A 15,255-nucleotide genomic window follows, 5' to 3' on the forward strand; every position below is an offset into this window, starting at 1 on the left:
TGCCAGGCTAGGTCCTCGGGGCTTTGGGTGCCGTTCATGCACGGCGGTAAACTTTCCCCGCAGGCAGGCAGTACGCTTGGATATCTTGCCTTGCGCACAAGCCGCACGCAAAGCTAGAGGCCAAAAGCAATTAATAGGGGGCCCTTTACCGGGTTCTTAATGCGGGCAGCTTATTATAGGGTGCCCTGCCGCCGGATATAAACAACCGGATATAAACAAAGAGTGTTGTATGTACGCGTTTTTCGAAAGACTGATTAAACCATTTCCAGCTGGGTATCCCAAGCAGCCGCCTGCAAACTTGTTTGCTTTTCTGCTGCACTATACCCGTGGCTGCGGGCCCTACCTGCTGATAATGGCCATCGCCTCTGCCATTATCGCCGCATTAGAAGTGGTGTTGGTGGGCTTTATGGGTGAAATGGTGGATTGGCTTTCAATTTACACACCCGATAGTTTTCTAGCTGAAAAAGGCGATAGCCTGTTCTGGATGGGGGTGGTGCTAGTGGGTGTACTGCCCATAACGGTATTGGTGCACTCTACCGTTATGCACCAAACCCTGTTGGGTAATTACCCCATGACTATTCGTTGGTTAGCGCACCGCTATCTACTGGGGCAGAGTTACGCTTTTTACCAAAATGAATTTGCCGGGCGTGTAGCGACGAAAGTGATGCAAACGGCATTGGCCGTGCGCGAAACTGTAATGAAAGTGCTCGATATGATGGTGTACGTGGGCGTGTACTTTACCAGCGTAGTGGTATTGGTTGCCGTGTTGGATCTTCGTTTGGCGGTGCCCTTTGTGGTGTGGCTGGCATTGTATTTCGCCATACTCCGTTATTTTTTGCCGCGTTTGGAAAAAATTTCTACTCGTCAAGCCGATGCGCGTTCAGAAATGACCGGGCGCATAGTCGATACCTATACCAATATATCCACGGTAAAGCTCTTTTCCCACTCCCAGCGCGAAGCTGATTACGCACGTGAAGGTATGGGTGATTTTTTGCAAACGGTATACCCGCAAATGCGCATGGCAACCTCCCTTGGCATTGCGTTGTGGATACTGAACATTGCGGTTATATTTTCGGTCGTAAGCCTATGTATAGTCTTGTGGTTGCAAAGCGAGATAAGCGTTGGCGCAATTGCTGCGGCCGTGGCGCTGGTATTGCGTGTACATGGTATGTCGCAATGGATAATGTGGGAGATATACAGTTTGTTTGAAAATATAGGCACCGCGCGCGATGGAATGAACACCGTCGCCCAGCCTCAAGAAATTCAAGACGTAGGCCAGGCAAAACCGCTAAGGGTAGAAAAAGGAAAAATAAACTTTCGCGATGTCAGTTTTCACTATGGTAAAGGTAGTGGTGTAATAGAGCAGCTAACACTGGAAATAAAACCCGGTGAAAAAGTGGGCTTTGTTGGCCGTTCCGGCGCGGGCAAATCGACTCTCGTAAACCTGTTGCTGCGTTTTTACGATACGGAAGCTGGTGACATAGCGATAGACGACCAAAATGTTAGTAAAGTGACTCAAGAAAGCCTACGTGCGCAAATTGGTGTAGTCACCCAGGACACCTCCCTGCTGCACCGTTCGGTGCGTGACAACTTAGTTTATGGGCGCCCCGATGCCAGCGAGGCCGACATGGAAGAAGCCGCACGCCAGGCAAAAGCAGAAGAATTTATTGCCGACCTATCAGACCTAAAAGGTCGCACTGGTTACGATGCACATGTGGGTGAGCGCGGTGTAAAACTATCGGGTGGCCAGCGTCAACGGGTGGCTATTGCCCGTGTACTGCTTAAAGATGCACCCATTTTAATATTGGATGAAGCCACATCGGCGCTGGATTCTGAAGTGGAAGCCGCCATCCAAGAAAATCTCAACAGGTTGATGGAAGGTAAAACCGTTATCGCTATCGCTCACCGCCTTTCAACCATCGCCGCACTCGATCGTCTTATAGTGCTCGACGAAGGCCGTGTAATAGAAGAGGGTAGTCATCAGCAGTTACTTGCAAAAAAGGGCCTGTATGCCCAGTTGTGGGCGCGACAGTCTGGCGGATTTCTGGGGGAGCACTAACCTCCGAAGGACGCGGCCTGGCAAACCTTTATGATTCAACCATACATGGAGCGAAGAGGCCGGGACGCCATCATCAATAGGAGTGATTATTATTTAAAAAGTTACGATCCATTGGCTTAAGTACCGTATAGCGAATGGCTGGCGTTGGATGAAATTCAGCGAATCGCATTAGTGAAAAATTACCATGAGTCGCTCGAGGAGAAACTTGAAGAAGGTGCGCTAAATTTACATTCATCATTGCATGTGGTCGTCGAGAATAAACTAGCGCTCGGCGAAGATTATGTGATTGAAATCGTTGCGAGGCTAATGTGCCAAGGTGAAGATCGGCATGAGGCGATATATGCTGTTGCGGCGTTATTGAGTGAGGGAATATTCAATACCTTAAAGGGAGGTAGCGAAGCATTTGAAGTAAATAATTGTCGGCGAAAACTTGAAAAGATTACATCGAAACTCTGGCGAAACGGCCAGATTTAAACCCCGTTATACTTTAGGTCCAGCGCAGCCTACTTTCTAAACCGGAGAAATATAGCTTCAATAATTTGCTTTTTTTCTCGCCCGGCAGTAGGTGGTTTTTCGAGGGCTGTAGGCTTTTGGGGTTTTAAGGGCACATTTAATAATTACTTTTGACTACTGCTTTGAGTACGAACCGCACACAAAAGGCCCGGCCTAGCAAGCCGTATTACGGTGTTGGCTTGCTTGTAAAGGCAACCAGCCTTCCGCTGCGCAGTCCGCCTTACACTATGGCTTGCCAGATTGCGCAGAGGCTAAAATTAATTAATAGCGGTACTCTTAAGTACCGCAAAACGTTTGGTAGCTTCTACCCCCATCTTCCGGCGCATCTTGATAGCGTGTGGTTGTGTCTATGTCTTGGTAAGGCGATTGTAATACTTGGAGGAATTTTTCGGCGGCATCGGCTTTTCCCGTTTCTATACAGTGGGTAATAACGGCTTCCATATGGTGGTTTCTCGGAATCACCACGGGGTTTTGGGCGCGCATAAGAGCGTAAACGGTTTGGTCGCCATTATCTTGAATAGACAATCGTGTTTGCCACTTCGCAAACCAAGGGCCTAACACCGACCTTACTTCGTTCGTACTGTCGGTTGATATAACGCTGCGTGTGAGCGCATCAAATGTTTGGGTGTAATCTAGCGCGTTTACGCGTAAAAATTCAAGCAATTCATTTATAAGCGGTTCGTCGTTGGAGTCGATATTGGCTAAGCCTATTTTTTTGCCCAGCATCGACAAATAGCGTTGTTTGAAATCGCTAGAAAATTTTTCTAATAAGTCTTCAGCAATTTTTTGCGCGGTACTCGCGTTTTCATCTATCAAAGGCAACAAGCATTCCGCGAGGCGCGCCATATTCCACTGCGCAATATTCGGTTGGTAACCAAAGCGGTAACGGCCCATAGAGTCGATAGAGCTAAAAACTGTATTTTGGTCGTAGACATTCATCATTGCGCAGGGACCATAGTCGATCGTTTCACCGCTGATGGTTGTGTTATCGGTATTCATTACGCCGTGAATAAAACCAACACGCATCCACTGGCAAACAAGTTCTATTTGTTTGTTGAAAACGGCCTGTAAAAATGCGCTGTAAAAACGCCCACCCGTTTCTTTTTCTATCTCTGGGTAATGGCGGTTTGCCGCGTAGCGACACAATGTTTTTATGGCTGAAATATTGCCTTGGGAATAAAAGTATTCGAAGGTTCCAACCCGCAGATGACTGGCGGCGACGCGCGTAACGACGGCGCCAGGCATTGCCGCTTCCCTAAAGACTGTTTCTCCAGTGGTGACGACGGCTAACGCGCGGGACGTAGGTACACCCAAGGCATACATGGCTTCACTCATTATGAATTCACGAACGGCTGGGCCTACAGCACAGCGACCATCGCCGCTGCGAGAGAAGGGTGTGCGCCCGGAACCTTTTAATTGAATATCGAATGTGCGGTTTTGTTGATCGGTGATTTCGCCGAGTAGGTGCGCGCGTCCGTCGCCCAAGCGCGGATTAAACTGCCCGAATTGATGACCTGAATAGGCCAAAGCCATGGGTGTAGTATTTGCAAAGAGTTGATTGCCGGAAAAGAACTGGCTTAAAGCGGAGACGTCGTTTTGTAATGCGTGCGGTATTCCCAATTCATTCGCCAATGTTGGATTCCAGAGCAGCAGCTTCGGCGCACTAACGGGGCTGGGGGAGGCATGCTCATAAAATTCTTCACCCAACGATGGGTAACTATTTGATAAAACCATATTCATAGTCAGGTTTCTATTTCCGTGTTGATGGGTCTTGGGGATTCGAAGCTTTTTGCTCAAGTGGGTTCGCCTGAGTGTGTTCATCTGTATATTGAGGGTAACTGTAACTTAATCGAAGCCATTTTAACGTAGTTGCGTGGACAGATTTTGAATAACCCTATATTTGGTGTTGGGTATGCGCTGTTTTAGCGGCGCAGTACGAGGTCTAAAGTGCGAGGTGTAGTAAGAGGTGTAGCTGCTGGCTGCGCCAGAGGGCGATGATGAGGATGTTTGGCGATACATGACGGTTAGCAAAATATTGGTGGCGGATATATTGTTAGCGCCATTAAAGCAAACCCTAGCTGGCGTGATGTTGTTAAACCTCTGGGTTGTATGGCATGCGCTCTGATATGCCCAAATGTTTCATAGCGTCATCTTGTTGCGTGAGACTCAGGTTTAGCCGCTACACATTAGCGGTCATTGGTTTACAAATTATTGGATATTTACATCATCGGTCGTATTCGCGGTGGCTACAGGGCACTACAGTGCAAAACGCAAAACGCAAAACGCAAAACGCAAAACGTTTGTTTTGGCTAGTTAGCTCTTTTGGTGCTGGTGATCGTCTAGGGTACCTGTCGTGGGGTTAACAGGAAACCTTATGGTAAAAACCTTATCGATAGGTTGTGAGTGGTTAGGTTTTACGTTAAAACAACACAAATAATATCGCATCAAATTTTTCGCATGTGAGTAATACTTTATTGTGCGTTTTCAGTTTGTAGCGATTTTTGTTGAAGATTTGAATTGCCCCAGGCTTGCGTGGCAATTGAATTAAGTCGAGTAAATGTTTCGCTTGCTTTGTCTGGTCCGGTTTCTTCCAGCAGGATGGGGACATGCTGTTTACCCGCCTGTAGCAATCGCTTGAATACCCCATGCCAGTCCATTTCGCCTTCGCTTGCTGGCATGGGGCCTGATTATATTGCCCCCGATGCGCTAGGTAGCATGCGGTAATCTTTCGCATGCACAGCCACTATTCTATCGCCAAACGCTTCGAAACAGTCGTCGAGAAACGTATCCATATTACCTATTGTGGCACTATTGTCGTTATAAGGCTTTAGGTTGTTCATTATTGGTCACATAATTGCCTTTAATGTTGGCGCAATATGTGTCGAAGCCTGGAAGCTTGTCGTCTTCAGGGGGCCTTGCGACCGTTGCTTGCGTTGAGTAGCCTCTACTGGAAGTACCAAGTTCGCAGGGGGAATTAATAATGATAAGAGGCAATACGTTCCGCGTTGCAAACAATAATGGCCCTAATGTAACGGTGAATAGCATTGTTTCTCGAAATTCCGGGTGTGGTTTTTTCAGTGTAAGCGGTTCACGAGGCACAACCTTGAATTATGTTGATATCGCAAGATCTATTAAGGAAGGTATCTATATTCAAGGCTACAGCGATACCCGAGTGAATAGCGGCAAGGTAAGGGCTAACCTCAATTGTCGAATTCGAGGTGGATCCGGCAATACAATTAACGCGGATTGTGGTGGTAATATTTGGAATTGGGTGCGCTATAACCGCCCATCTGCTTGACTTGATTTGGGTTGCGTGGGAATAGCTGTAAACTAAGGTACGCTGTACGCTGGTGTTTGGTTAACGAGCCTCCTTTGGGAGGTTTTTTGTGTGCCGCAATAGCAATGCCTCGTTGTTATTGAGTGCCATGTCGTGACTAAATCGTTTATGTGTGCGGTGGGCTCGCAGAAAACATCCCGAGTGAAAGGCTCGTCATCTGAGTCTGGCGTCGGGAACCGATCAGTTCCGAGAATTAAAACTACAATTAGAGGCGTGACCGCATTAGCATTTGGTCACATTAAAAACCGGGTCCGTTGGTTGGTTATCATTCTATTTATATGAAAAAAAGCAGATGTTCCATATAGTTTTACACTTTTTAGTACCTGCCATAGTTGTTAGCGTATTTTTCCGTAAAAATTGGAAGTGGGCTTATCTGTTAATGGTGGCTACCATGCTAGTGGATATTGACCACCTTTTGGCTAGCCCTATTTATGATCCGCAGCGCTGTAGTATTGGTTTTCATCCGTTACATCAGTTGTGGCTGGTTGTTCTTTATGCTGGCTTAGTATTCCCCGCCAAAACTCGGTTAGTTGGGCTTGGGTTGTTACTCCATATGGCGTTAGACGCTATTGATTGCCAGCTGACTAATGGCGTTTGGTTACAGTGATGGCTTGTTTTTTTAGAAGGTAATACTTTTTTTCTTAAAAAAGCGCACATGTATCGAGGGCGTTATTCACGAAATAAAAACCCGTAAAATGTAGCCGGTTACATTTGTATACTATAGTACGTATACCAGAATACATTTTTATTTTGTTCGATATTGATTCGAAAATGTTTATTCACGGTTGTTTGATGCGCGCATGCTTCATAATGGCTTTACTGTTTTCACTTCGTTCTGTCACAATGCCGCGATTTTATTAATTGAACGATTTACTTCTATGCAAAAGACAGTAGCGATTATATGTGGCGGTGGCCCTGCGCCCGGAATTAATACGGTAATAAGTACCGTGGCAAAAACGTTTCTCAGTGACGGCTACCGTGTACTTGGTGTTCATCGAGGCTATGCGGGGTTATTTCAGAGTAATTCAGACTTTATAGAATTTGATTTTGAGCATGCCGATCGAATATTTAGTCGTGGTGGTTCAACGCTTAGAATGAGCCGGTTTAAGCCAAAAGATAGCGACTTTTCCCCTCGGTTTTTTGTTGAGCAAAATATCGCTTTGCTTGTAACCATTGGCGGTGATGATACCGCCTCAACGGCGAACCGTTTAACTAAATACCTAAAAAGTCACAACGTAAGCATTGCGAATGTACACGTTCCGAAAACCATTGATAATGACCTGCCATTGCCGGATCGAAATCCCACGTTTGGATTTCACTCGGCGAAAGATGAAGGTGTGCGTATTGGCAATACGCTCTATGAGGATGCGCGAACAACAGGCAGCTGGTTTGTTCTTTCAGTTATGGGACGGTCGGCCGGTCATTTGGCTTTTGGTATAGGCACCAGTTGCCACTTGCCGATAATAATAATTCCGGAGATGTTTAATAACACTAAGCCGACATTCCAGAAGATTTTAGATTTGATTATCTCTTCCATTCTTAAGCGGCGTGTTATAGGTTACGACTATGGTGTCGCCATTATTAGTGAAGGCGTTTTTCATATCCTTGGTGACGATGAGATTCAAAAATCAGGTGTGCGGTTTACTTACGATGCTCATGGTCATCCAGAGCTTGGCAACGTTAGCAAAGCACATATATTTAATGTGTTGCTGCAGGAACGCTTACGAGAAGTGGGTGTTGAATTGCGCAGTCGGCCTGTTGAACTGGGGTACGAATTGCGCTGCTGTCGCCCCATTGGATTTGACCTAACGCTGTGTACGTTGTTGGGTTACGGGGTTAAAAAAGTCTACGAGCAAGGTCTTACTGGCTGCATTGTTAGCGCAAACTCCAATGGCGACATTGTGCCGTTATTTCTCGACGGCCTACAGAACGAGGACGGCAATATTCCGCCGCGTTTAGTTGATATGAATTCAGAAATATCGAAATTGGGTTTCCAGAACTTGCACTACCTTAAACCGAAAGACTTTATTGCCGCTAGGGAATACGTTGAAAACCCAGAACGATTCGACTTTTCAAGAATTTTAGAGTGGCGCTAGCATTCAGATAAACCTCGACTTGAGGTTGGCCTTTAGGCCGATCTCAAGCTCCCGCCTAATGCCTCCCAAGCAACGGCCGCCATACTTTTAGTCTCTCTTTCGACTTGCTTTTCGGCCTTTATCTTGTGCACAAAATTGTGTCGAAGCTGATGGTATTCGGCGTAAGGGTTGTCGAATGTTTTTTTCATCTCTGCGAGCTCTTCGCGCCTGTAAGCGTTCAGAGGCTTTCGTTTTTCATCACGTTCGCGCTGCTTGAACTTTTGTGCAAAAAATTCAGGCCAGCTGGTTCGTGTGACTATCTGTTCGCAGCGTTTGTGCAGAGCGTCATGGTAGGACTGCCAGTCTTCGGGAAGTAATTCATCGGCTATACGCTTGTCCATAGCTTCGCTAGCGAGCATTGGCTTACATTGGCGCATTATACGTTTTGCGTCAGAAATACCGATACGTTTAGGTAGCAGGTAGGTCCAGTATTCCGAACCAAATAACCCCATAGATGCATAGTGTGGGTTTAGTACCACACCGTCTCTTACTAACACCTTGTCGCAGGCGAGCGCCATAATGGCACCGCCAGCTCCTGCGTTGTTACGCAGTGCGGCAATGGTCATTTGCTTTGGGCAATTTATCATTTCGTATACAACGTCATTTATGGCGTTAATATTTAGCCAAGATTCCTGAGCTACGTTCTGATTCGCCTCTATACAATTTAGATGAATGCCATTGCTCCAGAAGTCCTCTCCCCCCATAAAAACAATACATTTAACATCGCTTTGTTTGAGTGCAATCAATCGATTTTTGAGTTCGATACACTGTTGGGTATTGGCTGCACCATTGTAAAAATCAAAGGTTACAAAGGCTGTTCCACCTTTTTTTTCTACACGAATGTCGTCGTGAGGAACAAACACGCTGGCGTCGAGTAACGCGTTTTTTTGGCGATCAGTTAGTAGTTCGTTTAGTATCATGCTAGCAGGCAGTTTTACCGCGGGCAGTTTATTATGGGTTCGACATTTCAGTTGACGTATCCAAATCGCGCCGTCGCGTGTAGCGCGGCAGCAGGAACCCTGATGGATGGCAATAATTTCGCCAGCCTTTCCTGTAAGCGTATGTTCGGCTCGTGCACCGTAAAGGTAAACTTCATAGCCATTTATAGAATCAAGTACGCCTGGGTTAGTATCGGCAGCGTGAATTTTTTGCAGAATGTCACCGGTGGTTTCATTGTCCCAGTTAATCTTGCGATAACTCTGACGCATATACGGTTGTAACTGTCCAACTACATTTACATTTTCGTAATTAAGGGGGCGGGACATTTTCCGATCGGATTCGATTGCGATAAGCGCCTTTTTAATATGGTTGATAGCGCTGGTGCTAACTTCGCGTTTGTAAATGCTGATCTTCGACGCGTTTCGCATGGAAAAGTTTTTTGTCTGCCATATATCACCCATATCCATTTCGGCATTGGCTTGCAGTAATGTAACGCCCCACTCTGAGCAGTTCTGACTTATCGCCCAGTCTAATGATGATGGTCCGCGATCCCCTTCAATTCCGGGGTGTACAACTAAGCAAAGGTAAGTTTTCCATACGTCATCGGGTATGCGCTGCGTAAGAAAGGGGCAAAGAACTACGTCCGGGCCGAAGGCATTTAGTTGCAAGCGCAGGCTGTCTGGCTCTAAGTCGTAGTGTTCCTGAATTTCGTGCCCTAATAAAATGAGTTCTCGTTGTATACGCTGACATAGGCCACTAAAAGCCGTGGCAAGAATAAAGACTTTCATTACATCTACTCCGAATTACGTGTTGTGCGGCTCCTTTTTGGCGCAAACGGCCACCACACGGTGGCTTTAGGCCGCTGATTGAATGTATACGAATTGAAATTGAGGCAGCTGCGGCTGCCCTTGAGCTATGCGCTAAACTGGATGTGGTTTAGCGTCGTCCATGGCATCGTCCTCATCCTCGTCTTCGAGCTGCTCGTACATACGCTTCTGCAATTGACTCAATGTTACGATTAATGAAAGCACCAGTAGCATCATGCTAAAACAGAAAATAAACAGGCCGAGCGTGAGAGGTTCTATGGTTGATTCAATGGCGACCTCCTGATGGTTCATGGTCATGGTCATGGAGGCCATTCCGGTGTAGTGCATGCCACACACGGCAATACCCATAACAATGGAGGCGAGAAACATTTGCCATCCGCCGTCCAAGTTAAAGGCTAGCCACAATGCGGCGGTGGCTGCCACTACGGCAATAACGATAGAAATGGTAAATAGTGTGGGTTCGTAGCTCATGTCGGCGGCCATAATCATGGCTTCCATCCCTGCGTAATGCATGCTTGCTACACCAAGGCCGGTAACGACGCCTGCAACTAGTAGCACCAGCACTGACTTTGGGTTTTTACTCAACATAAAAATACCGAGGCCGACAACGACCACAGCAATTAACAGTGATGCAAAAGTAAGTAAGGGGTCGTAGCCAACCTCCATGGACGTTTCATAGGCAATCATGCCAATAAAATGCATGGTCCAAATGGCGCCACCGCCGAGTGCAAACGCAGCGCCGATTATCCAGCCGATTTTAGATTTTCCATCATCGGTTCTAATACCTCGCATTAACTGCAGTGAGGTGTAAGAACCGAAAACAGCTACAAAAAAAGATAAAGCAACCAGTAATAGGTTGTGAGATGTTTCCAAGATCATCGTTGTTTCCACAATTAAATACCTCTTTCATAGCCCTTTGTTGTGCTGCCCTGTGCGATGTATCACAACTATTAAGAGGCAGAACTTTGGATTTCCAAATTTTTAAATCTGGCCACTAAAACATAGCTGAATTTACAGGCTAACGTTTTTTCGGGGGTTCGCGCTATGGGCCTTGGGTGATGATTTACACGCCGACTGGCGCATGAATAACCAAAGTGGTGCCATATACCTATTTACTCCTAGCCATGCAAAAAATTTTATTGGAATAAGTAATTCGAATTGCCTTAAAAGCAAAGATAAAAATGGCGACCTCGAGCAATAAAGTGTGACGGAGTGGCACATTTGTATGTGGTTTTAAGATATATAGAACCGGTTTTCTTATCGATAGAGGTTATTTGGCCAAAAATAAGTAAATATATAAATAAATTGTTGGCTGGGTTTGATTGTTTAATTCCCCTGCGTGACTAGGCTTTTAGAAGCGACAATTAGTTTTGTTTTGGTTGTGAGAGGTTTCAATATTTTATGAAAATAAAAAACTAAGTCGCGAAAATACTATTTTTATTAGGTTGCTTGCCGGCAAGGGTGGTTACATGCAATTGGCAGAAAAAAAACAAGCGAGAAGCTTGCGTAGATTCAAAATTGCAATCGTCGGTGCGGGTAAAGGCGAGTTAGATGCAATAAGCCGGATATTTACGGTAACAAACTACCGTACACGTAGTTATGAGCCTGTTGAGGTGTCATTGGCCCCGTCAAAACTCGATATAGCCATCGACTTTGTTCTTATTTGTTCTCAAAACCCTAACGTTATTCATGCTTGGATAAACTACCGAACTAACAATAGGTCGGGTGCGCTCAGTGTCCCATTTGTCTATTTAACGAAATTTGAAACAGCGGAGTTGGGGCGTTATCAGTTGGTGTCGCCAGTTAACCCCAGTAAATTTATCAAGCTGTTAGATCAATACACTATTCGTGAGTTGAACTTCCTGCCGGAATTCGAGATAGGCGCTGAAGATACCCCTATAGAAAACGACGCGATTTCAGGTCTACGTATTCTACGTGCCAATAAAGAAAAAAGGCTGGCTAGTAGCGAAGTTCAGACCAGGGTGTTGGTTGTAGATGACAGTTTAGCCGTGCGCAAGCAGATGGAAATTGAATTTTCTTTACGCGATAACCAGTTAGATGTAGCGTCGAATGCAGAAGAGGCGCTTAGCATTATGCAAGGTAAAAAATACGATGCCATTTTTATGGATGTAGTGATGCCTGGTATTGACGGCTATTCTGCCTGTAAAAAGATTAAAAAAGATGCCCTTAATAAAGATACCCCAGTGATTATGCTGACAAGTCGATCGTCATCTTTCGACAAGATAAAGGGAGCACTGGCCGGCTGCGCTGCGTATCTAGTCAAGCCTATTAATCACAATGAATTTGAAGATGTTTACAATAAATATGTGTGTAATTCAGTCCAAGGAGTTAAATAATGTCTGTAAGTAAAGTTCTCGTTGTAGATGATTCCCCCGTCGATCTGGCACACCTTAAATCAATTGTAGAAGGTGCTGGCTATCAGGTCGTTACGGCAACAAACGGAAAAGATGCGCAAGATAAAGCGAAAGTTTGCCATCCCGATCTGATCTTGATGGACGTAGTGATGGACGGTGTTGACGGCTTTGAAGCCTGCCGTAATATTACCAAGGATGCCGCAACTGCAAAAATACCCGTATTTTTTGTTACCAGTAAAAACCAGCGGGCGGACAAGGTTTGGGGTGAGTTACAAGGGGGCAAGGGCATGATATCCAAGCCATTTACCCCGCAACAAATTATCGAGACCATTGCCGCCGTGTGATTGATATTGAGTAAACAATGATGGAAGCCATGCACACCCAGTCGGTAACCGAAAATGCCGGCACTGAACCTCAGAGCACGTTGCGAGTCGAGGATGTAGATGTCGAAATAGCCGAATCTGAAACCGAACGCAAATGGTCGCGGGTTAGAGTTTACGGCTTTCAATTAGGCCCGCTAAATTTACTATTACCTCAAGGGTTGTATTGCGAACTGCTGAACGAATTTCGGCTGTCGATACTACCTAATGTCCCTCGGCATTTTGCCGGCTTGGTGCCGGTGCGGGGTAACCTAGTGCCGGTGTATCAACTGCAACCCTTAATGGGGATGCCTATACCACGCAGGCCCTACGTATTTGTCCTAGGTAGTGGCCAGCGTTGTGGCGCACTTCTTATTTCACAAAAACCTGTGATGCAGGACTTTACCCAGCTGGAAGAGACCCCGTTGCCTACGAGTGCCATACCCGATGTATTGCAACCCGCTGTTATCGGCTGCTATCGAAGTAAAGAGAGCGCAGAAAGCCCCGTATGGCTAGCGTTGGATCATGTTCGTCTTTTTAGCCAATTAATAAGCGCTTAATCGTGCACAGGCAGGAGTTCCCGTTATGAGTTTTTTAGGTAATTTGCGTATATCCCACAAGATCAGTGCCTTAATGATCGGCCTGGTTATCGGGTTTATCGCCATCGGTGTAACCTACTATATTCAGGTTGGCATGGATAAAGCGCAGCGGCAACAGGAATTGAAGGCGATGAACTTCCAGAGTCAACTTACGGAAATTAGTCTGCAGGATTTCAAGCTGCAAGCAACCGCCAGCGCCTATATGAACACGCCATCAAGCGAACTCGCAGCGGAGTATGGTGACCTGCTTATTAGTATTCGGGGCAATATTGCAATCGCTAAAGATATGGGCAGCGGTGATGGTGCGCAGGCGTTAGGGCAGGCCAATGAGTTACTGAATTATCACGAAAATCTGTTTGCCGAGGCTGTAGAGCTAGGTGGCGTGGTAACGGGCGAGTTAAGTGTACTCAACTTATTGAGTAAAAGTTCGGAATCTATTGAACAGGAGCTAACGGCAGCCGGCGCCAATGAAGAGCTAAACAGTTTCAAGCAATTTGACGATCGTGTGAGTAGGGGTGTTAAAAGCCAAGCGCTAATCGGTATTGTGGACGTTGGTGTGCAAGCTGCAGCGATAAACGAGCGTTGGAGTCAGCAGGACGGGCTGGCGGAGGCCGCCGCACTACTCACTGGTTATCGACAGCAAATCTCTCGTCAAGAGCAGGCCCTGCAATCCTTTACTGACCTAACTGCCGATATGTCTGCCACCGCTGCGGAAGTGTCGTCTCTGCTTGGTAAAATATCCAATACAGCAAAAGCAATGTCTGAGGCAACGCTGGTACAAGCTCGCGACAAGAGCCAGGTTATCCAGGCCGTTGTAACGGCCATTATCTTTTTGGTTGCTATTTCTACGGCGGTGGGCATCTACTTTATTTATCGGTCCATTATCTTCCCTATGGCCCATATGCAGAATGTGATCGCGCGAATCAATCGGGGTAAAACCCAGGCCCGAGTAAAGCTTCTCGCCAACGACGAATTGGGTGATTTAGGCAGGGCCTTTAATAAGCTGTTTGACGAAAGAATTCAGCAGCTCGAAGATCAATCCCATGAAAATGATCGGTTGAATAACTCCATTATATCGCTTATTCGTGCGTTGGGCATGATTGCGAATAAAGACCTTACGATAAAAGTGCCGGTTTCAGAGGATATTACGGGTACCGTTTCCGATGCGGTTAACCTGCTAACAACAGAAACGGCGAAGACGTTACAGCAGGTAAAGGACATTTCAGATGATGTTAATACCGTATCAGAAAAAATTGATCTGCAATCACGAAACGTAACGCAGGTGGCGGAAAGCGAGCGTCGGCAAGTAATCGCAACCAGTAAAGCGCTCGATGTGTTGGCCAAGGCGATGAATGAAGTTGCGAAAAACTCAGGTAAAGCCAACCAATCAGCTGGCCGTGCGATTGAGAATACGCGCGCTGCACGCGAGTCGGTAGTTGAAACAGTAAGTGGCATTCGCACCATTCGCGAAACGATATCCGAAACAGAAAAACGTATGAAACGTCTGGGGGACCGCTCCCAAGAAATCTCCGGTATTGTGAATTTGATTAACACTATTGCTGAGCGTACACATATTCTTGCACTTAACGCGAGCATGCACGCCGCTTCTGCTGGCGAAGCCGGTAAAGGCTTCGCGGTTGTTGCTGACGAAGTACAGCGCCTGGCAGAGAGTGCTCGACAATCTACCGATGAAATTTCTTCTATGGTGAATAATATTCGTGTGGAAACATCCGATACGGTAACCATTATGAATACGCTTATTTCCCAAGTGGCAGATGGTAGCCGTATGGCAGAAAAAGCAGGTGAACAGATGAGTGAAACCGAAACCGCCACCCAGGCCTTGGTGGAAACGGTAAAAATTATTGCCGAGCAGGCCAGTAAACAAGCGGAGGTAGCGGGTCGAGTACGAGACCGTTCGATAATTATCCGTAACTTTACTGAAAAAACAGCGAAACAGTTGGACGAGCAGAAAGGTTATACCGAAATGCTGACGACCTACGCGGCGACACTCGTGGATCGCGTTAATGTGTTTGTTCTGCCTGAATCGCAAAAGGCAGAGGAGACGGTAATTAAAAAGACTAAACCTGAATTGCTGTCGGTTGGCTAATTTCA

At 46.3% G+C, this 15,255-nt stretch carries 14 protein-coding genes; 9 read left to right on the top strand and 5 right to left on the bottom strand.

Annotated elements, in window-relative coordinates; all coding sequences use genetic code 11:
- The first annotated feature begins 229 nt into the window (after positions 1–229).
- Positions 230–2,059 carry an ABC transporter ATP-binding protein gene (locus tag H5336_RS13965; RefSeq protein ID WP_185234884.1) on the top strand — a complete coding sequence of 610 codons (1,830 nt, stop codon included), beginning with the start codon at positions 230–232 and terminating at the stop codon, positions 2,057–2,059.
- 144 nt (positions 2,060–2,203) lie between these two features.
- Complete coding sequence (locus H5336_RS13970) at positions 2,204–2,533, top strand: hypothetical protein (RefSeq protein ID WP_185234885.1); 330 nt, start codon at positions 2,204–2,206, stop codon at positions 2,531–2,533.
- Positions 2,534–2,848: 315 nt separating this feature from the next.
- On the opposite strand, the gene H5336_RS13975 is transcribed toward H5336_RS13970, so the two are convergent.
- The 3 genes from H5336_RS13975 to H5336_RS13985 all read right to left on the bottom strand — a co-directional run bounded on the left by H5336_RS13975 (position 2,849) and on the right by H5336_RS13985 (position 5,412).
- Positions 2,849–4,312, bottom strand: coding sequence for a protein adenylyltransferase SelO (locus tag H5336_RS13975; protein ID WP_246439100.1), 1,464 nt, complete (start codon positions 4,310–4,312; stop codon positions 2,849–2,851).
- 731 nt (positions 4,313–5,043) lie between these two features.
- Positions 5,044–5,250 (bottom strand): hypothetical protein, encoded by a 207-nt coding sequence (locus tag H5336_RS13980; RefSeq protein ID WP_185234886.1) that lies wholly within the window; start codon positions 5,248–5,250, stop codon positions 5,044–5,046.
- 9 nt (positions 5,251–5,259) lie between these two features.
- Positions 5,260–5,412 (bottom strand): hypothetical protein, encoded by a 153-nt coding sequence (locus H5336_RS13985; RefSeq protein ID WP_185234887.1) that lies wholly within the window; start codon positions 5,410–5,412, stop codon positions 5,260–5,262.
- A gap of 140 nt (positions 5,413–5,552) precedes the next feature.
- Here H5336_RS13985 and H5336_RS13990 point away from each other — a divergent pair, with 140 nt between their 5' ends.
- The 3 genes from H5336_RS13990 to H5336_RS14000 all read left to right on the top strand — a co-directional run bounded on the left by H5336_RS13990 (position 5,553) and on the right by H5336_RS14000 (position 8,005).
- On the top strand, positions 5,553–5,870 hold the full coding sequence (locus H5336_RS13990; RefSeq protein WP_185234888.1) for a hypothetical protein: 318 nt from the start codon (positions 5,553–5,555) through the stop codon (positions 5,868–5,870).
- A 331-nt stretch (positions 5,871–6,201) separates the two neighbouring features.
- Positions 6,202–6,516 carry a DUF6122 family protein gene (locus H5336_RS13995; protein WP_185234889.1) on the top strand — a complete coding sequence of 105 codons (315 nt, stop codon included), beginning with the start codon at positions 6,202–6,204 and terminating at the stop codon, positions 6,514–6,516.
- A 271-nt stretch (positions 6,517–6,787) separates the two neighbouring features.
- Entirely contained in the window at positions 6,788–8,005 is a 1,218-nt protein-coding gene (locus H5336_RS14000; RefSeq protein WP_185234890.1) for a 6-phosphofructokinase, read from the top strand.
- A gap of 32 nt (positions 8,006–8,037) precedes the next feature.
- On the opposite strand, the gene H5336_RS14005 is transcribed toward H5336_RS14000, so the two are convergent.
- Both H5336_RS14005 and H5336_RS14010 read right to left on the bottom strand, forming a co-directional pair.
- Positions 8,038–9,771, bottom strand: a complete 1,734-nt coding sequence (locus H5336_RS14005; RefSeq protein ID WP_185234891.1) for an enoyl-CoA hydratase-related protein — start codon at positions 9,769–9,771, stop codon at positions 8,038–8,040.
- A 132-nt stretch (positions 9,772–9,903) separates the two neighbouring features.
- On the bottom strand, positions 9,904–10,689 hold the full coding sequence (locus H5336_RS14010) for an MHYT domain-containing protein (protein WP_185234892.1): 786 nt from the start codon (positions 10,687–10,689) through the stop codon (positions 9,904–9,906).
- A gap of 590 nt (positions 10,690–11,279) precedes the next feature.
- Between H5336_RS14010 and H5336_RS14015 the strand changes: the two genes are divergently transcribed.
- From H5336_RS14015 to H5336_RS14030, 4 genes are read left to right on the top strand one after another with little or no spacing between them, the layout of a single operon-like run.
- Positions 11,280–12,167, top strand: coding sequence for a response regulator (locus H5336_RS14015; protein WP_185234893.1), 888 nt, complete (start codon positions 11,280–11,282; stop codon positions 12,165–12,167).
- Positions 12,167–12,529, top strand: a complete 363-nt coding sequence (locus tag H5336_RS14020; RefSeq protein ID WP_185234894.1) for a response regulator — start codon at positions 12,167–12,169, stop codon at positions 12,527–12,529. Before H5336_RS14015 ends, H5336_RS14020 begins: the two co-directional genes overlap by 1 nt.
- Positions 12,530–12,546: 17 nt before the next feature.
- On the top strand, positions 12,547–13,104 hold the full coding sequence (locus H5336_RS14025; RefSeq protein ID WP_185234895.1) for a chemotaxis protein CheW: 558 nt from the start codon (positions 12,547–12,549) through the stop codon (positions 13,102–13,104).
- A gap of 25 nt (positions 13,105–13,129) precedes the next feature.
- Complete coding sequence (locus H5336_RS14030; RefSeq protein WP_185234896.1) at positions 13,130–15,250, top strand: methyl-accepting chemotaxis protein; 2,121 nt, start codon at positions 13,130–13,132, stop codon at positions 15,248–15,250.
- The last annotated feature ends 5 nt before the right edge of the window (positions 15,251–15,255 follow it).

It is taken from the genome of Teredinibacter franksiae (genome assembly GCF_014218805.1).
In the GTDB taxonomy this organism is placed as follows: domain Bacteria; phylum Pseudomonadota; class Gammaproteobacteria; order Pseudomonadales; family Cellvibrionaceae; genus Teredinibacter; species Teredinibacter franksiae.